Genomic DNA, 22,105 nt, shown 5'->3' with positions numbered 1-22,105 from the left:
CCAAGGCGTCCAGGGCGACGAGGCGGCCATTCCTTCGAAGCCACAACCGCAGCAGACAGACATCAGCCACACCCCGTCGCCCCGGGAATCCAGAGCGACTCACTCCAGACAAATCGATCTTAGGGACTGACATGACCGCAGGTGGCGTCCACGAGACCGTCCAGGTGCACTTCGACGACCTCGACGCGATGGGGCTGCTGCACAACTCGCGCTACGCCGTGCTGGTCGAGCGGGCGATCGCCGCGTTCTGGCACCGGCTCGGCTGGGCGGCCGACCCCGCCCGGTCGGCGTTCAGCGACGTGCTCATGGCCGTACGCGAGTTCAAGGTGACCTACCACGTGCCCATCGCGGAGCCGGGCGAGCAGTCGGTGCACTTCTGGCTGGAGCGGATGGGACGCACCAGCGGGGTGTACGGCTTTCGCGTGCTGTCCGCGGACCGCGCCACCGTGCACGCCGAGGGCTACCGCGTCAACGTCAACCTGGATCCGGCCACCTTCCGGCCGACGCCGTTCAGCGACGAGATCCGCGAGGCCGCCGCGCCTCTGTTGCTCCCGGCGCTCACGGCGCTCCCGTAGGCGGCGCCGTGCTGAGGGCGTGCTGAGGGCGCGCCGAATCGCCGGGGCAGCGGTGTATCAGGGGCTCAGGGGCCGATGTCGTGGCGGGTGGCCTCCTCGACCTCGTGCAGGCTCTGCCGGGTCAGTTCGAGTTCCGAGGTCAGCTCGTCGAGTGCTTGGGCGCCGCCGCCCGCGCCGTCGGAGGTCGCCGTCATGGCGGAGATCTCGACGGCCCGCGCGACCAGGCCCTCCAGGCTGATGGCGCCCGACTGCAGCCGGGCCAGCACCCGCTCCCGCGCGCCGGACAACCTGTCGTACACCTCGCGCTGCGCGTCCAGGGCGGCGATCGACCGGTCGAGCTCGCCCGCGACCTCCTGCCGGGCCGTCTGCCGCGCCTGCGTGAGCCGTACGCGCTCCTGCTCCAGGAACCGCGGGTCGAAGCGGGCCAGCGCCGTGCCGGTGACGGACGCGTGCCCGGCCAGCCGCCGCAGCGTGCCGACGGTGTCGTCCACCTGCGGGCGCATCGCCGCGATCCGGTCGAGCAGGAGCTGCCCGCGCATCGAGGCGGTCAGGTCGGCGAACGACGCGGCGGCCCGCTCCGCCCGCCGCAGCCACGCCTCCTCGGCGCTGCCCTTGGTCACGGGCGGGGCCTGCGGTTCCGTACGGCTCTCGCCTCCGGTGGACTGCCACGCGGAGGCGAACGCCTTGATGAGCCAGACCGCGACCCCGGCGACGGGCACCCCCACAGCAGGGACGCCGACCGCCCAGGCCGCGCCCGCGGCGGTGGCGCCCAGGAGCAGCGCCCAGGGGTCGCGGAGTTCCTCGGTGAAGCGGGACAAGGGGGCTCCCGGTCAGAAGTTGGAGATCACGGCGGTGAACACCTCGTCGATGCTTCCCGGCTTGCGCGAATCGTAGGCCGCCGCGTCCGTGGTCTGCGAGATGCGCCGCAGGACGTTGAGGTCGGCGTCGCCGCCGTACGCGATGGTGAACATCCGCACGGTCTCCTGCCCGGCCTCCTTGCGCAGGTCGGGCAGCAGGTTCTCGAGCGAGATGGAGTTGTTGTCCTCGTTCTTGCCGTCGGTCAGGAACACGACGGCGTTGATCGCGTCGCCGCTCTGGTGCCGCAGCACGTACCGGTACGACGCGAGGGCCGTGTCGTACAACCCCGTGCCGCCGTTGGGGATCAGGCCGTTGATGCGGCTCTTGAGCCGCGACTGGTTGTTCCTGCCCAGGGGGACGAGTTCGCGGTAGTCCTTGTCGCCGTCCTGCTTGAGGCTGAACATCCACAGGCCGACGCGGTCGTTCGGGCCGAACTGCGGCAGCGCGTTGATCGCGGCCTGCTTGGCGAGGTCGAGCTTGGTCTTGCCGGTGCCGGGGACGTCGGCGCCCATCGAGCCGGAGACGTCCATCACCATCAGCACGTTGGCGGGCTTGCGCAGCTCGGCCCAGCTCTTGAGGATCCGGTCCAGCACCTGCGGAGTCGGGGTGCTGAGCGTGGTCGCCGGCTGCTTGGGGTCGAGGCCGTTGGCGGTCGTGATGAGGTCACCCGGCTTGCTGTCGAAGGACCGGAAGGCGTACTTCTCGAACTCCCGCTGCCGATCGGGCTCCCGCAGGTACTTCAGGAAATCCGCCGCCGCGGCCTTCTTCGCGGCGTCCGCCCAGGACAGCACGGCGTACGGGTGGTCGGAGAAGAGCGTGCCCTCCTTGGGGTAGATCGCCACCAGCGGCACCTTCGGCTTGGCGTGGTCGCCGAGCGTCTTGGGATCGCCCGTCGGGTTGCCCTGGTTGTAGTCCCACACCGACTTCTCCTCCACCGTCACGGCGGAGATGTACGACATCGCCGTCCCCGAGTCGTCGGCGTGCTGGAGGTTGGACAGGAAGGTGAGAGTGGTGTCGCCGTAGTGGACGATCGACCGTTCGACCCCCTTGACGAAGTCACGCGTCCTGGCCGCGGCGACGTCCCGTTCCGTCAGGTCGCCCGACAGCCCGGTGGCCGCGAAGTACGCTCCGACGGTCGCGTTGAGGCCGGAAGTGGAGAAGTTCGGGTTCGTCTTGCCGAGGCGGAACCTGCCCCACTCCGGGTGGTCGTACTTCGCCCAGCCCTTGGGGTCGTTGGCGAGGTCCAGGATGTCCGACCAGCCGATCTTCTTGGACGGCCAGCCGAGCGCCTGGGCCATCGGCTTGGGCATCGCGATGACCAGCGGAGACGTGGCGATCGTCGGGTTGTCCGCGGACACCGGCGACGCCTGGTCGCCGCCCTCGCCGCGCTGCCGGAGGAGGGTGACCCAGCCGGTGCTCGCCGGCGTCCAGACATCCGGCTTCGGGCCGTCCTGCCGCTCGTCCCAGCCGCGCGCCAGGGCCTGCATCGCCCCGCCGGACGCCTTGGAGTTCACGACCACGTCCACGCACTGCCCGTCCACCTTGTGGCCGTTGTAGTCGTTGGCCATCGTGCGCAGCAGTTCGGCCTTCTCGCTCGAGGCGGCGATGGTCAGCGTGATCCCGTCGTCGCCGCAGGCGCGTCTGCTCCCGTTCCCGCCCTCGTCGTCACCGGCGTTCCCGCCGCCGCCCGAGGCCCCGCCGAACAGCAGCTTCAGCCCGACGATGAGCGCTCCCGCGAAGATGACCGCGATGACGAACGGAGCCACGCTGCGGCGGCGCTTCTGCTGCGGTGGGGGGTACACGGTCTCCTCCATTGCCACGGGATACCTGCATTTATCCCGACGAACGGCGGATCACGTTAGTTGCCGATCATCTCGTCCAGCTAACGCCCCAGCCCCGATTCGCCATGGCCACGGCAGAGGCGGTGGACGCCACGCAACTGACCCCCGTGGAGTACCGCGGACGCGGTCGTGGTGCTCCGCGACGGCTCGGGGACGGCCCGAATGGCGGTGATCGTCGAGGTGCAGTTGCGTCACGACGCGCAAAAACGCTTCAGTCGGCCCGTGTACGCCGCAGCGCTGCGGGCCCGGCTGAAGTGTGACACCGCCCTGCTGGTGTCGACGTCCGCGCCGGTCAGGGCGAGATGCGGCGGTGGACGAGCTCGGCCAGGGTCGCGTGCACGTCCTCGACCGGCTGGTCGGGGCGCAGCGCGCGACGCTCGATGGCGACGGTGAGCACCATGCCGAAGACGGCCGTGGCGGCGGTGCCGGTGTCGAAGCCGGGGCGCAGCTCGCCGGCCTCCACGGCGTCCGCGAGAACCCGCTCGTACACCGCGAGCACGCTCGTACGCAGCCGCAGGACGGCGTCCTGCCACGCCGCCCGCCACATCTCGGCCAGCAGCACCCGGGCGAACGGCCCATACTCGTCGAAGAAGCGGAGCTGGGCGAGCATGAGTGCGTCGAGCACGGCGACCGGTGAGGCGGCCGGGCCGCGCGCGGCCTCGGCGAGGGCGCCGGCGAGCCGTTCGATGCCGTGGTCGAGCAGGCCGGCGAACAGCGCCTCCTTGCTGCCGAAGTTGTAGAAGACGGTGCCCTTGGCCACCCCGGCGCGTTCGGCGATCGCGTCGACGGTCGTGGCGGCGAAGCCCTGCTCGGCGATGAGGTCGGCCGCGGCGCGGTACAGCCGCTGCCGCGTCTCGGCCCGTCTGCCGCCCTGCTCCTTCGCCGGACCTCCCACGGGGCGGCTCACAGCGAGAGCTCCGGCTTGAGGCGGCGCATCGACCACGTACGGCCGCGGTGGACGGCGAGCACGGTGAGCGCGAGACCGAGGGCGACGAACGCGGACAGCACGCCGCAAGCCTGCCACACCACGACGGTGTCGCCACCGCTGATGAGGCGGCGCATCGCCGACACCACCCAGCTCATCGGCAGCCACGGCGAGATGGCCTGGAAGAACCCGGGAGAGGTCTCGATCGGATACGTGCCCGCCGACGAGGTGAGCTGCAGCATGAGCAGCGCCAGCACCGCCACCCGTCCGGGCGGCCCGAGCAGCGCGTTGACCGCCTGCACGACGGCGAGGAACGCCGCCGTGACCAGCACGAGGAAGGCCGCCACACCCGGCCAGTCGGCCGCCTCCAGGCCCAGGCCGAAGCGCAGCACGGCGAGCAGCACCGCCACCTGGAGCGTCCCCATCGCGAGCCCCGGCAGCCAGCCCGCGAGGGCCGTGCGCCACGCCGGCGCCGACCCGGCGAGCAGGCGCGGGTTGACCGGCCGCAGCACCATGTACGTCACCATCGCGCCGACCCACAACGCGAGCGGCACGAAGAACGGCGCGAATCCGGTCCCGTAGTTGGGCACCTCGTTGTCCACCTCGGTGGCGAGCCGGACGGGATCGCTCATCATGTCCGTCCGGCTGTCGCGCTCCTGCGTGCCGTAATCGGGGATCTGGGCGGCCCCGTCGCCGAGCTTGCCTGCCAGCTCGCCCGAGCCGTCGGTCAGCTTGACCAGCCCGGAGTCGAGCTTGCCTGCCCCCCGCTGCAGCTTGCCGATGCCGTTGTCGAGCTTGCCCGCACCGGAGGCGAGCGAGGCGAGACCGGTGTTGAGGCCGCTCGCTCCGTTGTCGAGCCTGGCCAGGCCGGTGGACAGGTTCCGCGCACCGCTGTTCAGCGTGCCGAGGCCGCGGGACAGCGAGGAGGCCCCGCTCAGCGCCTTGCCCGTGCCGTCGCGGAGGCCGGACGCTCCGTCGACCAGTCGCCTGAGTCCCTTGTCGAGCTGGTTGAACCTGTCGCGGGCGTCGTCGAGCGCGCTTCCGAGGCCGGGTGCGGCGGCGGCGAGCTCGCGGGCGTCGTCCGCCACCGCCCGTGCCGTACCGGCGAGGTCGTCGAGCCTGCCCGTCTGAACGCCCAGGCGGTTCTGCAGCCGTCCGGCGGCCGACGCGAGGTCGCCTGCCGACCCGGCGGCCCGCTCGACCAGCGCGCGCAGCTCGGGGTCGGCGTCGGGATGGGTGTTCAGCCAGCGCTGGACGGCGCGCAGGTCCTGTCTGGCCGTGCCGGCCGAGCCCTGCACCTCCTGCGGCAGGCCGTCGAGCGCGTCGGCGAAGCCGTCGGCGCCTTTCGCGAGGGTGAGTGCGGCCTGCCGGATGCGGTCGCCGTTCTTCTCCAGCACGGGGACGTACTCGTCGGCCGCCCGGTTGACGGTGGGAGACAGGGTGTGGACCTGGCGGTAGACCTCGCGGTTGCCCTCGGCAAGTTTGGCCGCCCCCTTGTCGAGCGCGGACAGGCCCTTGCGCAGGTCGGCCGCGCCGGCGGCCGCCTTCGACAGGCCGGCGGACAGGGAGGCCGAGCCAGTCCTGGCCTGGTGCAGCCCGCTCGTCAGTTGCTTCGACCCGCTGTACAGGGCGTCCGCTCCGGACGACAGCTTGCCGGTCGCGTTCTGCGCGGACCCGAGCCCCTTGGCCAGCGAGGCGGCGCCGTCGCTCGCGGCGGCGGCTCCGTCGTGCAACCGGTCGGCGCCGTCGGCCGCCTGGGCGGTCTTGTCGTGCAGTTCGCCGAAGGACAGGAAGATCTGGTCCAGGTAGTCCTTGACCGCACTGCGCCCGGCCGCCTCCTTGACCTCGCGGAACACGGCGTCCGAGATCGTCTCCATGATGTAGCTGCGCCCGGTGTCCACCCGTACGCCGAGCTGGGCCGGGCGCGGCGTGCCGTCGCCGGAGGGTGAGGCGAGGTCGGCGCTGAAGTCGGCCGGGATCGTGAGCGACAGGTAGTAGCGGCCCTCGCGGACGCCCCTGTCGGCCTCGGCCGCGTCGACCCGGTGCCAGGCGAAGACTTTGCGGTTCTCCAGTTCGGCGGCGAGCTCGCGGCCCGCGTCCACCGTGCTCGGCGGGCCGCCCGCGGCGCCGGCGGCGGTGGCGGGACGGTCCTCCACGACGAGGGCCACCGGTACGCGGCTCAGGTTCCCCTGGGGATCCCAGAACGACCACAGGTAGAGCCCGGCGTACAGCAGGGGCAGCATGATCACGGCGACCAGCGCGGCCCTGGTGAGCCGCGAGCGCATGAACCTGCGCAGTTCGAGCCGGCCGGGGAGGGGGACGCTCATCGACGTTCTCCTTCCTCGGCGTTGTCGCGGATGGTGTCGCGGATGTCGTCGCCGTGCGCCGCCCCGGTGTCGTCGTCGGCAACGGGCGGTGACACTCCTTCCGCGTCGTCGCGGCGCGGCGCCCCGAGGTCGTCCCCGGCGACGGGCGGCGGCGGAGGGGGAGCGGGGACGGGCAGCGGCAGCAGCGTCGTGGCCACGCCGGTCGCCTCCTCGGCGTCGGTGCACGCCGCGACGACGGTGAGCCCCTGGTCGGCGAGGCCGCGCAGGATGTCCCACAGCTCGTGCCGCCTGCCCGCGGGGATGCCGGTGTCGGCGTCGTCCACGAGGAGCAGGCCCGGCTGGTCGAGCAGGGCGAGCGCGACGCCCAGCCGCACCGCCTGGTCCTGGGTGAGCTCCCTGGTCAGAGTCCGATCGCCGTCCGGCAGCGCGTCCGTGTCGAGGCCGGCGTGGGCGAGCGCCGACCGCGCGGCGTCCGGGTGCCGCCTGCGCCACAGGAACCCGTGCGGGCGCAGCCGCTCCTGCAGGTGCTCCCGTACGGACAGGGCGTCGTCGAACGGGTTCACCTCCGTGAAGAGCCCGAGTGCGGCGATCTGCCTGATCCTGCGGGGCGTCGCCAGGCCGCCGACGGTGAGCGTTCCCTCGATCGGCTTCATCCGCCCCGCGAGGGTGAGCAGCAGGCTCGTACGGCCGCTGCCCGCCTCGCCCGTGACGACGGTGAGCGTCCCGGGGGCCGCATGCAGGGAGACCTGCCGGTAGACCCAGCCGTGACCACCCCGCACGCCCAGCCCCCGCGCCTCCACCTCGACGCCGCCGAACGCGCCGCCGGCCGCGGGGCCGGCCGCGGGGCCGGACGGCCCGGCGGGAGTTCTGGCTGAGGGGGTGACGTCCTCGGCGGTCCGCCCGGTATCCACGTCTGTGCTCCATTCTTTTGCACTGACCAGTCGGTACAAAAGAATAGCGCCGGGGACGTGCCGGTCTGTGCCCGGAGAACGTGTGATCTCACCTACACCGCGAGGTTCGCGAAGAGGAAAGTTCGTCGCCCTGGCCACTCGCTACGACAAGCGCCGACCAGGTCGTTGAGGCCGGCGAGGAGGATCCGCAAGCCGATCTCGAAAGAGCGCTGGGAGCGGTCGCAGGCGGGGTACGGCTGGGTCAGCTCCTCCAAGTGGTCAGTAGGCGCTGTTCACGGTGAATGGTGAACCTGGCCACCGGCCCGGTGGACGACGTCGCCGTCGACCACGGTCAGCAGGACGGGGGACTCGGCGAACTCGTCCGGGCTTGCGGTGAGCGGGTCGAGTCCGAACGCGACCAGGTCGGCCGCGAACCCGGGGGCGAGCCGGCCGCTGTGGCCTGCCTGGCCCGCGGCTTCGGCCGCCTCGGTGGTGAAGCCTTCCAGCGCCATCCGGGCGGTCAGTGCCTGTCCGGGCAGGACTGGCTCGGCGTCCGGCTGGCCGGCTGGGCGGCGCAACCGGGCCTCGGCGATGATGGCCCGCGGGTCGAACGGGGCGATCGGCCAGTCCGAGCCGAGTGCGAGCCGGGCGCCGTGCTCTCGCAGGTCGCGGCAGCGGAACGCGCGGTGGGCACGGTCGGGGCCGAGCCGGGTCGACCAGTTGTCGCTGTGGTCGGCGCGTATGTGGTGCGTGCAGTGGGTCGGCTGCATGCTGGCGGTGATGTCGAGAGCGCGGAACCGCGGGAGCAGGTCGGCCGGCAGCGTCTCCAGGTGTTCGATGCGGTGCGGCACCGGTGATCGGCGCGGCAGGTCGCCGAGCGTCTCGAGGACGTGCCGGATGGCGGCGTCGCCGATCGCGTGGGTGACCGTGGGCACGCCCTGCTCGGCCAGATGACGCACCGCGGCGCTGTATTCGGCCGGGTCGGGCCAGAGCGGAGCGGTGGACTCACCATGGGTGTCCGGTTCCTCCAGCCACGCCGTGCCACCGTCGATCGTCCCGTCGATCATGAACTTCGCGCCCTCGACGCGCCAGCGTCGTCCGCGCAGGCGCTGTTGCTCCACGACGCGCGCCAGGTCGGCGGCGGAGCCGGCCGGCATGACGAAGGGCGCGAAGCGCCATCGCATCGGTAGCGAACCGGAGGCCTCGAGCGCGCGGAGCAGTTCCAGCGCGTCGCCCTCGAAGTCCATCGCGTTGCCTGCGGTGTAGCCGGCCGCGGCCATGCGGTGCAGCAGGTCGAGCAGCCGTCGCCGCCGATCGGCCGGACTGTCCGCGGGCAGCAGGGCCTGAACCGGTTTCATCGCGTCGAGTTCGAGCAGGTGCCCGGTCGGGCGGCCGTCCGGATCACACACGATGGCCGCGGCGGAGGCGAACTCGCGCGGCCCGGTGATGCCGGCCAGTGCCAGCGCTTTGGGGCTGACCAGCGCCGAGTGCGCGTCGGACAATGTCAGATAGAGAGGGACATCCGGCCCGAGCGCCTCGACGATGGGCTGATACGTGATCGGGGCGCCGCCGAAGGCGTTCGGGTCGAGACCCCAGCCGCACAGCCACCCGCCGCGGGGGGCCGCACGCAACGTGCGGATCAGCTCGTCGAGCGTGGACACCCCGGACATATCGACGCCGCGGGTGAGATCCAGGCCCATCACGGGATGGGAGTGGCCGTCGACAAGGCCGGGGGTGACCGTGGCGTCGCCGAGCTCGATCACCTCGGTGTGGTTGCCGCGCCAGTGGCGTACGTCGTCGCGGGTGCCGAGGGCCGTGATCAGACCGCCGCGGATGGCCAGCGCGGTGACGGCGGGGCCGGGCGCGGCCATGGTGTGGATCCGATCGGCCAGGACGATGAGGTCGGCGCTGGTCATGGAGCGAGATCTGCCGGGGCGGCGGGACATCCCCACGCGGTCGCGGTCGCCCGAGGGATCGCCGGGCGCGGGTGCCGGAGGGGTCGGCGGGGCCGGTGCGGTAGCGGCTTCCGCGCGGCGGACGCCCTCGCCGCCGATCAGCGCGTGAATGTCGGGGCGGTGCCTTTTCAGGTGAAGAGCCCAGCCGATGCCGACGATCAGCACTGCCGGTACCAGGCCGACCAGGAATGTGTTCGGTGCGGTCCCGGCGCCGGTCAGCAGGCCGATCTGCGCGACGATGAACCACAGCGCGAGGGCGAGCAGTGCCGTGGCCAGTGCGGCGCACGTCGACGCGGCCGCGGCCCCGTGGAGGCTCCGGCGCCGCAGGAAGTAGGCGAGCACCGCGGCCGACGTCAGCGCCTGCAGGGTGAGGACGCCCAGCACGCCGGGGGTGTTCACCATGAGCATGAGCTGCAGGTAGGGGTCCGCACCCGCGAGCGCGAACGCGGTCACGACGGCCGCGGCCAGCACGCTCTGCACCGCACCGGCGTTCGCCGGCGACAGGAACCTCGGATGCGATCGGCCTAGGACAGGCGGAAGCAGCCCGTCGCGGGCGAGCGCGAAGGAGTACCGGTTGATCGCATTGTGGAACGCCAGCTGCGAGGCCAGCACGCTGGTCAGAACCAGCACGTACATGACATCGCTGGCCCAGCCGCCCACGTAGGCGTCCATCGCGGAGAAGAACAGGCCGGCCGGGTCGGCGGCGGCGGCGGCCGCGGCATCGGCGTCGCCGAATGCCTGCACGACCGCCCAGGCGACCAGGCAGTAGAACAGTGCGAGGAACGCGACCGACGCGAACGTGGCGCGCGGAATGGCCCGGTCCGGCCGACGTGCCTCGCTCCGGTAAAGCGCGGTCGACTCGAAACCCATGAACGCGGCGAAGCAGAACCCGAGGATCGCGAGCATGCCCGGGTGCGTCAGGGCGTCCGCGGAGAAGGTTCCCGCGGTCAGCCCGCCGTTCCCGCCCTGTATCAAAACCGCGGCCGCCAGCAGCACCAGGATCAGCGTCTCGGCGATGAGCAGGACGCCGAGCACCTTGGCGCCGACGTCGATGCCGCGCCGGCCGAGCGCCCAGACCAGCGCTATTCCGACCCCGGCGAACAGCCACCAGGGGACGGTGAGACCGGTGAACCGGTTGAACGCGGCGGCGAACTGCGTGCCGAGCAGGCCATAGACACCGATCTGTAAGGCGTTGTAGGAGACGACTGCCAGCATGCCGGCCGCCGCGCCGAGCGTACGACCGAGCCCGAGCGTGATGTACGCGTAGAAGGCACCGGCACCGCGGGTGTGCCGATTCATCGCGGTGAACCCGACCGCGAAGATCGTCAGCACGACGCCGGCGGCGAGGTAGCCGGCCGGGGCGCCGATACCTCCGATCGAGATCGCCAGCGGCGCGACGCCGGCTAGAACCGTCAGCGGCGCCGCCGCGGCGACGACCATGAACATGATGCCCGTCGCACCGAGCGCGCCGGCTTTGAGCTGGGTCGGCGGGCTGGGAGGCTGCGCCTGAGTGTTGGCAGTCACGCGGACTCCGGAGCGCTGTGAGGCAGGTATCGCGACCATAACCGAATCGGTTTCGGTTTTTCCCCAGTGCCGCGCAAAGATTTACGCAGACGAACGAGGACGGAGCGGCGACGATCTTCGGCCCGGTGGGTCGATCGCCCGTAGGGTTCACGTCTCCGACACTGGCGGACGGCGCGGGAAACCGGCCGCCCTCGGGTCGAAGACATCATCTTTGACCTGGGAATTCGTCCCACCTAGTGTGAAGTGGTGGTCACTGCGGTGTCGCTCGCGCGGCGGGTCGGCAACCTCCCCGCTGATCTGACGAGTTTCGTGGGCCGCAGGCGGGAGCTCGACGAGATTCGCCAGATGCAGACCGTCTCGCGCCTGGTGACCCTCACGGGAGTGGGCGGCGTCGGCAAGACCCGGCTCGCGCTGCGGGCCGCGGCCGAGCAGCAACGGGCGGTCGACGCGATCTGGCTGGTCGACCTGTCCACCCTCGACGACCCGGAGCTGGTGGCGGAGACCGTCGCGGCGACGATGGGCGTGGGAGACCAGTCGGAGCCCTCACCGCTCGGCACGCTGATCAAGGCGCTGTCCGCGCAGCGGACGCTGATCGTGCTCGACAACTGTGAGCACCTGCGGGACGCCTGCGCTTCGTTGGTCGAACGGCTCCTGCGGGCCGTGCCCGACCTGCGGATCATCGCCACCAGCCGCCAGTCGCTCGGCATCATGGGTGAGCGCCAGATGAAGGTCGCCCCGCTCGCGCTCCCCGAGCCGGACCGGGCGCCCAGCCGGGCGCTGGAGCTGTACGACGGAGTCCGCCTGTTCCTGGAGCGGGCGGCGTCCGTCGTCCCCGGGTTTCGCCTGACCCCGGACAACAGTGACGCCGTGGTCGAGTTGTGCCGCCGGCTGGACGGCATCCCGCTGGCGATCGAGCTCGCCGCCGTGCGGCTGCGGGCGCTGTCGGTGAACGCGCTGGTCGAGCGGCTCGACGATCGGTACGGCGTCCTGAAGAGCGGGAGTCCTACCGCGGCGCCGCGGCAGCGGACCCTGCACGCGCTGGTGGAGTGGAGCTACCGGCTGCTGTCACCGGCCGAGCGGACGCTGTGGAGCCGCCTGTCGATCTTCCCGGGTCATTTCGACCTCGAGGCCGTGGAGGCGGTCTGCACCGGCGACGGCATCGAGCGCGAAGACGTGCTCGACCTGATCGACGTGCTGCTGGACAAGTCGCTGCTGGTGCGCGAGGAACACGAGGGCCGGGTCCGCTACCGCATGCTGGAGACGCTGCGGGAGTTCTGCGGCCACCGGCTGGGCGGACCCGACGAGCGGCGCTCACTGGCCCGCCGCCACCGTGACCACTACCTCCGCCTGGTGGAGCGGGCGGTGGCCGAGTGGTTCGGCCCCGCCCAGGCCATCTGGTTCACCCGGCTGCGGCTGGAGCGGGCGCACCTGCGCGCCGCCATGGAGTTCTCCCTGGACGAGCCCGGTGAGACGGAGGCCGGGCTGCGCATGGCGACCCTCTTGTTCGATCCCCACTGGATCCCCAACGCGTTCTACAGCGAGGGCCGTTACTGGCTCGACCGGCTCCTGCGGGTGGCTCCGCAGCCGACCGCCGTTCGGGCCGAGGCGCTGTGCACCGACGCACATCTGGCGTTGATGCAGAACAACCGCATGGTGGGGGAGCTTCTCGTCGGCGAGGGCCGGGCGCTGGCGGAGAAGCTGGGGGACACGAGAATCCTGGCCTTCGCGTCGCTGGTCTCCGGCATCGGGGCGCACCAGAGGGGCGACAACGCACGTGCGGTCGTCCTGCTGGAAGAGGCCGTGGAGGGGCTCACCCCCGCCGGGAACGTCATCAACGTCGTCACCGGTCTGTTCGCGCTCGCGGCCTCGGTCGACTGTCTGGGCGACTCGGACCGGGCGGGGCGGTTGTTCGAGCGTAGTCTCGCGCTTGCCGAAAGCCATGGAGAGAGCTGGATCCGGTCCTGGGTGCTGACCACGTTCGCCGTTCACGAGTGGCAGCGGGGGAACAACGCCCGGGCGACGTGGCTGGCCCGCGAGAGCCTGCGGGTCGGCCGCGGCTTCGGCGACCGGCTCGCTCTCGGGACCGCGCTGGAGACGCTCGGCTGGATCCTGCACCGCGAGGGTCGGCACGCTGCCGCCGCCCGCATGCTCGGCGCCGCGGAGGGGGTGTGCAGGGTGGCCGGAGTGACCGTCCTGTGGATGGAGCACCAGAGAGAGTTTCACGAGCGGTGCGTGAGCGCCCTCCGCGCGAAGATGGGCGACCACGCCTTCGACCGCGCGCTGCGTCAGGGAGAACGCCTGACGCTCGACGACGCCATCGCCGAGGCGCTCGGCGAGCAGCTGGACAAGGGCGGGACCGTGGACCGCGACGAGCGCCGGGAGCCGGCCGAACCGGAACCGTCACCGCTGACCCCGCGCGAGCGGGAGATCGCCGAACTGATCGCGCAGGGCCTGAGCAATCGGGAGATCTCCTCGGCCCTGGTCATCTCGCAGCGGACCGCGGAGGGCCACGTCGAGCGCATCCTGAACAAACTCGCCTTCAACTCCCGCACCCAGATCGCCGCCTGGGTGACCGCGCGCAAGGCCGGCGCCGAGAGCCGACAGGATCACGACAACCCCCCGCCCCCTTCCCGCCCTCGCTGAGCGCAGGCCCTGCATGCCGCAGTGGTGCGGAAACAGCCTGGCCGGAGGCTGCCTCGGATGGCAGCCTCCGGCCAGGCTCGGATCTTGTCCCGGCGCTACGGGGTGCAGGCGGCGCTATCCGACGCGCTGCCACAGCGCCGGCACGTTCGGCGGCTCCCAGCCGGCCTGGGCGGTGTGTCCCTGGAGGCAGCGGTAGGTCGAGCCGCCGTAGCCGACCGTGTCGCCGGCCGCGTACGTCCGGCCGGCCTGCCAGGTCCCGCCCGGGCCGGTGGTCGGGCTGGTCGTCGGGCTGGCGGACGGGCTGCCGCTGGGGGGTGCGCCCTGGACGTTCAGCACGAAATCGAACGTCGCCTCGAGGCCGGCGCCGTTGGTGCGGACGTTCATCAGCAGCCTGGCGTCGTAGATCGTGTCGGTGTTGTTGCGCGGCTCGCCGGGGAAGTACAGCTGCGTCGTGAGGATGGGCTTGTTGGGGGCCTGCGCCTTCACGTGGATGTGCCGCGTGCGTCCCGGGTACAGCCCGGGGACGATCGTGGTCAGCTTGTACGAGCCATCGGTGCCGGTGTACTGATGGCCGCGGAAGTTGAAGCCGACGTTGTCGTAGGCGCCGTTCCTGTCCGCCTGCCAGAAGTCCAGCAGCACGTTGGCGAGCGGCTGGCAGGAGAGCCCGAAGACGTAGCCGCTGACCGTCAGGGGAGTGCCGCTGCCCGGCAGTGTGGTGCGCTGCGGGGAGTTCGGCTTGAAGTACGGGCCCTCGATCTGCTCGATCGTCGGCTCATCGTCGTCGTCGCAGAACGGCGTGGGGAGCAGCGGCCCGCCGGTGACGGCGACGTCGCGGGCGAGCGAGGCATGGGCCGCCGTGCCCGCCAGGATCGACATCGGGGCGCCGATCAGCGCCGCCTTGAGCAGAGCCTTGCGGGTTATCCCGCCGGGCCTTTCCTCGTCTCCGAGGTCTACGGGTTCCATGGGTTTCCTCCATCTGATGGTCGGGGTGTGGAGGAGTCAGGACGACGGCCCCCCTCCGCGAGGTACGCCGCCCTGACTCCTCACCGGGCGGACGGCTTTCGCCCGGTCGGGAGACGTCGCCCGCTTCTCCGAGTCAGGTCCGGGCGACGTCGTGTGGTCAGACGGGCTGCCAGAGGGCCGGGACGTTGGGCGGCTCCCAGCCGGGCAGCGAGGTGTGCGACTGGAGGCAGCGGTAGGTCCTGCCCGCGTACGTCACCGTCTGGCCGGCGGTGTACGCGGTCCACTCCTTCCAGGTGGTGTCGCCCTGGTCGCCGCCGATGGTGAGGGAGAAGGAGGCCGAGTGGTCGGCGCTGCTCCCGTCGGCGTCGAGGCCGATGGAGTACGTGCCCGGCGCCGCGCCCGCGGTCGTCGAGATCGTCACCTGGGACGACTGCCCCGCGCTGATCGTCTGCGGCGAGAACGACACCGACACCCCCGCGGGGACGCTCGACGCCGACAGCGTCACCTGCTGGGCGTTGCCCGAGCTGACCTGGGTGAACAGCGTCGTGGTCGTCGACTGGCCCGCCTGCACCGAGGCAGAGGACGGGTTCGCCGAGACGGTGTAGTCGTCCGCGGGTGCCGGGCCCTGCCCGACCGCGAGCTTCCACAGCACGTACGCGATGCCGTCGGCGTTGCGGTCCAAGGCCGTGGTGTTGACGTTGGCCGGGTAGGTGTCGCACGCGGAGTGGTAGCAGCGGTCGAACGCCTGTCCGGCCGTGCCGCCCCACTTCTGCGCCTGGGCCGCCGACTTGACCGTCTCGGCGCCGGTGAAGACGCCGCCGACCCGTACGCCCGCGTTCTTGAACGGGGTGTGGTCACTGCGACCGTCGCCCTCGGTCTCGATCTCCGTCGGGACGTTCAGCGTGGCGTAGTAGTCGTTGAACAGCTTCTGGAGCGCGGGGTCGTCGTCGTAGACGAAGTATCCGGCGTTGGGCGAGGCGGTCATGTCGAAGTTGAGGTAGGTCTCCACTCCGGCGGCGCCGCCGTTCTGCACGTAGTACGTCGAGCCGCGCATGCCCAGCTCCTCGGCGCCCCACCAGGCGAACCGCACGTGTTTGGTGAGAGTGGGGTTGCGCGCGGCGAGGGTGAGCGCGACCTCCAGCAGCGAGGCCGACCCGGACCCGTTGTCGTTGATGCCGGGGCCCGCCGCGACGCTGTCGAGATGACCGCCGAGCATGACGGTCGGGCTCGCCGGCCCGCCGGTCCAGTCGGCGATCAGGTTGGTGTGCGTCTGGCCGTTGTAGGTGAAGCTCTGCGTCCGCGTGGTGTACCCGGCGGCGTCGAGCTTGGCCTTCACGTAGTTCAGCGCGTTGGTGTACGCGCCGGACGGCGAGGGCCGGTTACCGATCGACTGCAACTGCTGCAGGTGCGCGTTGATGTTCGCCACCGGGATGTCAGGCGTGGCCGGGTCGGGATTGCCGGACCCCACCGTGAGCGAGTAGGTCGCCTGCCTGTCGACGTCCGTGCCGTCCGCCACGATCGTGATCGGGTAGGCGCCCGCGGGCGTGCTCGCGGACGTGGCCAGCCTGAGCTGCGAGGTCTGGCCGGCGGTGACGGCGGCCGGGGTGAACGTCGCGGTGACGCCGGTGGGCAGGGCGCCGGTCCGCAGCGTGATCTGCTGGGCGCTGCCGGTGGTGACCGTGGTGCCCACCGTGGTGGTCACGGCCTGGCCCGCCTGCGTGCTGCCGGAGGCCGGGTTGACCGAGACGGAGAAGTCGTTGCCGCCCGGGTTCGCCGTACAGGTCGGGTCGTTGGTCGCCGGGACGTTGACCGCGGTCCAGGCCGCCTTGACCGCGTTGAACTCCACGCAGCTGCCCGGGAACAGCGACTTGGCGGCGTTCAGCGTGTTCACCCGCGCCTTGGCGTGCGTACGCGGGAGGGTCTTGAGGTTCAGCGAGGCCAGGAAGATCATTCCGGCCTTCTGGATGCCGATGCCGGTCAGCGACGAGGGCCCGCTGCAGACGGGGCTGCTCGGCTTGCCGCCGCCGGGGTTGGTGCCCTCGGCGAGCAGGTAGAACCAGTGGTTCTGCGGGCCGGCCGCCGAGTGGACCTCGGTGTTCGGGATCGAGGCGCTGTAGCAGTCCGGGTCGCCGTTGGTCGAGGGCCGGTACATGTACCGGATCGGCCCGCCGCCCACCAGGTTGACCTCTTCGCCGACCTGGTAGTCCGGCGGGTCGTTCGGGTTGTTCGCGTACGCCTCGGTCAGCGCGCCGAAGATGTCGCCGGTCGACTCGCCCATGCCGCCGGCCTCGTTGCCGCTGCCCGCGCCGCCGCCCGTGTACTGGTCGATGGCGTGGCCGAACTCGTGACCCACCACGTCCATCGAGGTCGCCTGCTGGTTGTTGGCCTGGTTGTGGCCGAACGTGGTGTAGCTGCCGTTCCAGTACGCGTTGACGTCACCCAGGCCGACCCGGATCGGGAAGCCGCCGCCGGAGCCGTTGATGCCGCTGCGCCCGAGCCAGTCACGGAGCATGTTCCACTCGGTCTGCACCGCGTAGAGCGCGTCGACGCACGCGGTTTCGAGGCTGATGCCCGAGGCGTTGCCCCAGTCGTCGTCGGGCCCGGTGTAGGCGGTGCCGTTCTGGCCGCCGCAGCGCAGGCCGGGGCGGGTGGTGTCGGTCATCGAGTAGTTGCCGGCCGACCCGGAGGTCTGGATCGTCACCGGGTTGCCGTTGTAGTAGCTGTGCCCGACGCCGGCCTTGACGTCGTCGTAGGAGTCGAGCACCTTGCCGGTGACGGCGTCGACGAAGACGTGCAGGACGCTCGGGACGTCGCCCTTCCTCCTGCCGGTGACCACCGTCTCCCACGCCAGCCTGGGCGTGTCGAGGGCGGCGTCGACGAGGAGCGTGGGCGTGCCGACGGACTCGACCGAGGCCAGCAGGCCGCGCGCCTTCGCGGCGGCCTGGGCTTCGGTCACGCGGGGCACGTCGGAGACGTCCAACTCGGTGCGCTGACCCGTGGTGACGACCTGCACCGTCTGTCCGGACGCGTCGGTGGAGACGATGACGTCGCCGCCGTGGACGGGCAGGCCCGCGTGGGTGCGGGCGTAGGTCAGGTAGCGCAGCCCGCCCGCGCCGGTGACGGCGCGGGCGAGCGTGAACGCGTCCGAGGGCGCGGTGTGCAGCGCCTGCGCCGAAGCGGCCAGAGCGCTCGCCGCGCTGGCGAGTGCGCGCGCCTGGGGGCCGGGTGGGGCCGGGGCGCTCGACGCGGAAGCCGGCGTGATGGCCGTTCCCGTGAGGGATGACGAGGTCAGGGCTACCGCCGTCAGTACGGCCAGCGCCGCTGACCTTGCAGGGGGTCTCACTCCTGGTGACTCCTGTCCCTTGGGGGGTTGAGGGGAGGAGCCCGGCCGGGGCTGAGACACACCGTGACATCGACGACGGAGGGCGGGTAACCCCGCACCTTCCTATACGGTCGCGCTATAGGGGGCGCTATGGCTGGGCAAGAGGCCCGTGGCGAGCGAGCCAGTCCTGGTAGACCGCCGACTTCTCCGCGTCGGCCCAGTACGCCCGGCGCACCGCCGCCACGAGTTCGGCGATGTGCGGATCGACGGGACCGGCCTCGGTCCAGCCGATCAGGTGGCGGAAGCTGAGCGGCGTCCCGGCCAGTGGGCGGATCGCGATGCCCGGGTAGCCGCGGCTGGTGGCCTGGAACATCCCGACGCAGCGGGACGCGGCGATCAGGTCCACCGCCACGCTGAGGGTGGCCTCGCAGCCGATCTTCGGCGCGAACCCCGCCCGCGCGCAGGCCTCGCCGAAGTGCTCGCGGTGGCCGACCTCGATCATCACCGGCAGTGACCACTCCTCCTCGGCGAGGTCGGCCAGGTCGATCTCCTGCCGGGCGGCCAGGGGATGCGACTCGGCGACCCCGACGAAGATCGGCTCCCAGGCGACCGGCGCGTACCCGACGCCGGCGGGCGGCGTGAGCGGGAGACCGGGGTAGTCGGCGAGCGTCGCCAGCTCCAGCCGCCGCGAGCGCAACAGGCTCGGCAGCACGTCCATCGCCTCCTCCGTCCGCAGCGTGACCTCGGCGTCCGGCAGCAGCTCTCGGAGCGTTCCGATGATGTGCAGCGCGAGGTGGCTGGACATGCAGCCCACGCGCAGCACCCTGCGGCCGGCGAACCGCATGCCGTCGCGCCGCAGTTCCTCGAACGCGGGCAGCAGCGAGCGGGAGCGTGCCAGCACCCATTCGCCGAGAGGCGTGGGCGAGGCTCCCTCCCTGCCGCGCTCGAACAGCGGGCTGCCGAACATCGACTCGATGCGCCGAAGCTGAGCCGTCAGGGACGGCTGGGAGGTCTTCAGCGCGGCGGCGGCCTTGGAGATGCTTCCGTGGTCCGCGATGGCGCAGACCGCGCGCAGATGACGCACTTCTAGCTCCACGCCACGAGGGTAATAAGTAAAGAAACTTTGCAGTAGACCCAAGAGCGGCTCGTCAGGACGGGTGGGGGTGCCTGGCGGTCATCCGGCACCGCCGCTCGCGCGAGTCGGGCGCCCGCCTGCGTGTCCGTGTTTCATGAAAATTTCACCGCCGGGCACCGGGCGCATCGGCTGTCACCTGCTCGGATCGGCCGACGTCCGGATCGAGCCGTCGGCTTGCCGACGCAGAGCATTGACCGGCGTTCCCGAGGTCCGTAATTTTGGCCGCGTTCCGGTTCATGGATGTTGTTCACATTCATGAATTCCCCCAGCGGGACCAGGAGTGGCGCCGGCCACCGCCTCGGTCAGGGGTCCTGCACGACCTGCGAGGAGCTCGGCTTTGAGAAGGAGTACCAGAACCGGAGTCGGGGTGATCGGCACCGTCGTCGGGGTCGCCGCCCTGGTCGGCGGCGTCTTCGCCGGCGTCTCCAATGCGGCGCCGGGCGCGGGCGCCTACCGGATCGTGAACGGCGCGAGCGGCCTGTGCCTCACCGTTCCGGGCAGCAGCACCTCCGACGGCGTGCAGCTCACGGTTTCCAGTTGCAACGGCGCGAGCAACCAGACCTGGAACCTCTCGTCCCAGGGCGGCGGCTTCCGCCTGGCCGCCGGCAACAGCGGCAAGTGCGCCGGGGTGAAGGACGCCTCCACCTCCGCGGGCAAGGCCGTGCAGCAGGAGTCGTGCTCCGGCTCCTCGTCGCAGACCTGGGAGCTCACCAGCTCGGGGTCGAACTACCAGGTGGTCAACGCCAACAGCGACAAGTGCCTGAACACCAAGGACAACTCCACGTCCTCGGGCGCGCTGGTGCAGCAGAACTCCTGCGACTCGGTGTCCACCAAGCAGTGGTCGCTCCAGCCGGCCGGCTCGACCCCGAGCGGCACGCCCACGGCCACCCCCACGAAGACCCCGTCGCCCACGCCGAGCACCAGCCCGACGCCGCCGTCGGGCTGGCCGAGCGCGAACGGCTCACAGGCGGTGACCAGCACGATCAGCGTCTCCGGCACCATGGACGGCGGCCTGAAGCGCTACTACGCCAGCGGCGCCATGGGGGACGGCGGGCAGAGCGAGAGCCAGGACCCGATCTTCGAACTGGCGAACGGCGCGACGCTCAAGAATGTGATCATCGGTTCGCCCGGCGCCGACGGCATCCACTGCCTGGGCAGCTGCACCCTGCAGAACGTCTGGTGGGAGGACGTCGGCGAGGACGCCGCCACCCTGCTGGGCAGCTCGTCGTCGCAGGTCATGACCATCGACGGCGGCGGCGCGAAGAGCGCCTCCGACAAGGTGTTCCAGCACAACGGCCCCGGCACCATGGTCATCAAGAACTTCCAGGTGGACAACTTCGGGAAGCTCTACCGCGCCTGCGGCAACTGCACGAACTCCTACCAGCGGCACGTCCAGATGTCGAACATCGTGGCGACCTACCCCGGCAAGGCGCTCGCGGGCATCAACACCAACTGGGGCGACACCGCGCGCTTCTCCAACATCACGATCAAGAACGACCCCAACCACAAGATGATCGTGTGCCTGAAGTACAAGGGCGTGCCGAAGGGCAGCGAGCCGACGGAGATCGGTAGCGGCGCCGACGGGACGAACTGCATCTACAGCTCTTCCGACATCCACTATCAGTAAGCGCGCCGACCGGCCCCGAGATCCCCGGGGCCACGTGTGACGGCGGTGCGAGAAAGATGGAAGGCCCGGTGGTTCCCCCAGCCACCGGGCCTTCCCGCTTGCGACGATCGGCGTCAGGCCGCGCCGTGCCAGCCGCCGTAGTCGGCGAGGAACAGGGCCTCGGTCGTGATGATGCGGCGCAGTTCCTCCAGCACCACCCGCTCGTTGGGGGCGTGGATCGAGGCGCCGTCGTCCTCGGCGCCGTACAGCAGGATCTCGGCCTTGGGGAACTGCCGGGCGAGGGCCGCCACCAGCGGGATCGAGCCGCCCTGGCCGACCTGGCGCGGCGTCCGGCCGAAGGCGCGCTCCAGCGCCCGCTCCGCGGCGTTCATCGCCGGACCGCCCGGCTCGATCTGGAAGCCCGAACCGCTGACGAAGTCGCCGAAGGAGACCTTGACCCCCCACGGCGCGACCTTCTCCAGGAAGGCCGTCACGTCGTTGAGCGCCTGCCTGGCGTTCCCGCTCGCGGGGATGCGGATCGTGACGCGGGCCCGGGCGACCGCCTGAACCGCGTTGATCGCGCCGGTCACCGTCGGCACGTCCAGCCCGGTCACCGTGATCGCGTACGACGCCCAGAGCCGGTCGGCGAGCGAGCCGTCGCCGACCAGCGACACGCCGTCGAGCACTCCGGCGAGCGCACGGAACTCCTCCTCGCCGAGAGCCTCGCCGGGGAAGGTCCCCGGTTCGAGGCCGGGCACCCGTACGTTCCCCTGGTCGTCGTGCAGGGCGGTCAGCATGCGCATGAGCGCGGCCAGCGCGTCGGGGGCGGCGCCGCCGAACGCGCCGCTGTGCACGGCCTCGGCGAGCGTGCGGACCTCCACGGTGAACGCGGCCATGCCGCGCAGCGACGTGGTGATCGCGGGGTCGCCCACCTCGGGGTTGCCGACGTCGGCGATGACCATGGCGTCGGCGCGCAGCAGGTCGGGGTTGGCCTCGACGAACGCCTCCAGGCGCTCGCCGGCGTACTCCTCCTGGCCCTCGATGATGACCTTCACGCCGACCGGGAACCGGCCGTTGAAGGCGCGCAGCGCGGCCACGTGGGCGATGACGCCGCTCTTGTCGTCGGCCGCGCCCCGGCCGTACATGATCCCGTCGACGACCGTGGGCTCGAACGGCGGGGTGCGCCACAGGGCGAGGTCGCCGGAGGGCTGCACGTCGTAGTGCGCGTAGAGCAGCACGGTCGGGGCCCCGTCGGGGGCGGGCGCCTCGGCGAACACGGCGGGGAAGCTGCCCTCGATGGGGATCTGCCGGACGTGCGGGAGGCCGGCGGCGCGCAGCAGTCGCTCCACGAGCGCCGCGGCCTCCAGGACCGGGGCCTCGGAGTGGCCGGGGAACGCGACGGACGGGATGGCGACCAGGCGCCTGAGGTCCTCGACCGTCTGCGGCATGCCCTCCTCGACGGCGCGCTCGATCTCCTCTGGTGTCACGGCGTTCTCCCGGATGTACGCGGATCTTCCCGGCTGGGTGGACCCCATTTGACC

Annotated in this window: 13 protein-coding genes; 3 read left to right on the top strand and 10 right to left on the bottom strand. The window is 71.4% G+C overall.

Translation table 11 applies throughout. The features are described 5' to 3' along the window. Positions 1-131 precede the first annotated feature (131 nt). Positions 132-575, top strand: coding sequence for an acyl-CoA thioesterase (locus IL992_RS41680; protein ID WP_193208796.1), 444 nt, complete (start codon positions 132-134; stop codon positions 573-575). Positions 576-640: 65 nt separating this feature from the next. On the opposite strand, the gene IL992_RS41675 is transcribed toward IL992_RS41680, so the two are convergent. The 6 genes from IL992_RS41675 to IL992_RS47210 all read right to left on the bottom strand — a co-directional run bounded on the left by IL992_RS41675 (position 641) and on the right by IL992_RS47210 (position 10,895). Continuing rightward, on the bottom strand, positions 641-1,393 hold the full coding sequence (locus IL992_RS41675; protein ID WP_193208795.1) for a hypothetical protein: 753 nt from the start codon (positions 1,391-1,393) through the stop codon (positions 641-643). 12 nt (positions 1,394-1,405) lie between these two features. Next, positions 1,406-3,247, bottom strand: a complete 1,842-nt coding sequence (locus tag IL992_RS41670; protein WP_193208794.1) for a substrate-binding and VWA domain-containing protein — start codon at positions 3,245-3,247, stop codon at positions 1,406-1,408. Between the two features lie 319 nt (positions 3,248-3,566). Further along, positions 3,567-4,181 (bottom strand): TetR/AcrR family transcriptional regulator, encoded by a 615-nt coding sequence (locus IL992_RS41665; protein WP_319019167.1) that lies wholly within the window; start codon positions 4,179-4,181, stop codon positions 3,567-3,569. Next, the gene (locus tag IL992_RS41660) at positions 4,178-6,526 is read right to left on the bottom strand and encodes a YhgE/Pip domain-containing protein (RefSeq protein ID WP_193208793.1); all 2,349 of its coding nucleotides are present in this window, start codon (positions 6,524-6,526) and stop codon (positions 4,178-4,180) included. The genes IL992_RS41665 and IL992_RS41660 overlap by 4 nt, the downstream gene beginning before the upstream one ends. Further along, the gene (locus IL992_RS41655; protein WP_193208792.1) at positions 6,523-7,437 is read right to left on the bottom strand and encodes an ABC transporter ATP-binding protein; all 915 of its coding nucleotides are present in this window, start codon (positions 7,435-7,437) and stop codon (positions 6,523-6,525) included. Before IL992_RS41655 ends, IL992_RS41660 begins: the two co-directional genes overlap by 4 nt. A 272-nt stretch (positions 7,438-7,709) precedes the next feature. Continuing rightward, entirely contained in the window at positions 7,710-10,895 is a 3,186-nt protein-coding gene (locus IL992_RS47210) for an amidohydrolase family protein (RefSeq protein ID WP_319019166.1), read from the bottom strand. 246 nt (positions 10,896-11,141) lie between these two features. Here IL992_RS47210 and IL992_RS41640 point away from each other — a divergent pair, with 246 nt between their 5' ends. After that, the gene (locus IL992_RS41640; RefSeq protein ID WP_193208791.1) at positions 11,142-13,538 is read left to right on the top strand and encodes a LuxR C-terminal-related transcriptional regulator; all 2,397 of its coding nucleotides are present in this window, start codon (positions 11,142-11,144) and stop codon (positions 13,536-13,538) included. Positions 13,539-13,652: 114 nt separating this feature from the next. On the opposite strand, the gene IL992_RS41635 is transcribed toward IL992_RS41640, so the two are convergent. The 3 genes from IL992_RS41635 to IL992_RS41625 all read right to left on the bottom strand — a co-directional run bounded on the left by IL992_RS41635 (position 13,653) and on the right by IL992_RS41625 (position 18,919). Then, positions 13,653-14,501, bottom strand: a complete 849-nt coding sequence (locus IL992_RS41635; RefSeq protein ID WP_193208790.1) for a dioxygenase family protein — start codon at positions 14,499-14,501, stop codon at positions 13,653-13,655. 157 nt (positions 14,502-14,658) lie between these two features. Next, on the bottom strand, positions 14,659-17,844 hold the full coding sequence (locus IL992_RS41630; RefSeq protein ID WP_319019165.1) for a M28 family peptidase: 3,186 nt from the start codon (positions 17,842-17,844) through the stop codon (positions 14,659-14,661). Between the two features lie 127 nt (positions 17,845-17,971). Beyond that, on the bottom strand, positions 17,972-18,919 hold the full coding sequence (locus IL992_RS41625) for a LysR family transcriptional regulator (protein WP_319019164.1): 948 nt from the start codon (positions 18,917-18,919) through the stop codon (positions 17,972-17,974). Positions 18,920-19,295: 376 nt separating this feature from the next. Here IL992_RS41625 and IL992_RS41620 point away from each other — a divergent pair, with 376 nt between their 5' ends. Further along, positions 19,296-20,585, top strand: coding sequence for a pectate lyase (locus IL992_RS41620; RefSeq protein WP_193208789.1), 1,290 nt, complete (start codon positions 19,296-19,298; stop codon positions 20,583-20,585). A gap of 113 nt (positions 20,586-20,698) precedes the next feature. Here the strand turns inward: IL992_RS41620 and IL992_RS41615 are convergent, their stop codons facing one another. Further along, on the bottom strand, positions 20,699-22,051 hold the full coding sequence (locus IL992_RS41615; RefSeq protein WP_193208788.1) for a M20/M25/M40 family metallo-hydrolase: 1,353 nt from the start codon (positions 22,049-22,051) through the stop codon (positions 20,699-20,701). Positions 22,052-22,105 lie beyond the last annotated feature (54 nt).

It is taken from the genome of Microbispora sitophila, assembly GCF_014892245.1.
GTDB classification, from domain to species: domain Bacteria; phylum Actinomycetota; class Actinomycetes; order Streptosporangiales; family Streptosporangiaceae; genus Microbispora; species Microbispora siamensis.
The sequence above is the reverse complement of the archived record's forward strand: the minus strand, read 5'-3'. Positions and strand labels throughout refer to the sequence as shown.

Bases quoted from the DNA above. Each gene is read 5' to 3' on its own strand.
- IL992_RS41680 (WP_193208796.1), top strand. From the start codon at position 132: ATGACCGCAGGTGGCGTCCACGAGACCGTCCAGGTGCACTTCGACGAC.
- IL992_RS41670 (WP_193208794.1), bottom strand. From the start codon at position 3,247: ATGGAGGAGACCGTGTACCCCCCACCGCAGCAGAAGCGCCGCCGCAGC.
- IL992_RS41660 (WP_193208793.1), bottom strand. From the start codon at position 6,526: ATGAGCGTCCCCCTCCCCGGCCGGCTCGAACTGCGCAGGTTCATGCGC.
- IL992_RS41635 (WP_193208790.1), bottom strand. From the start codon at position 14,501: ATGGAACCCGTAGACCTCGGAGACGAGGAAAGGCCCGGCGGGATAACC.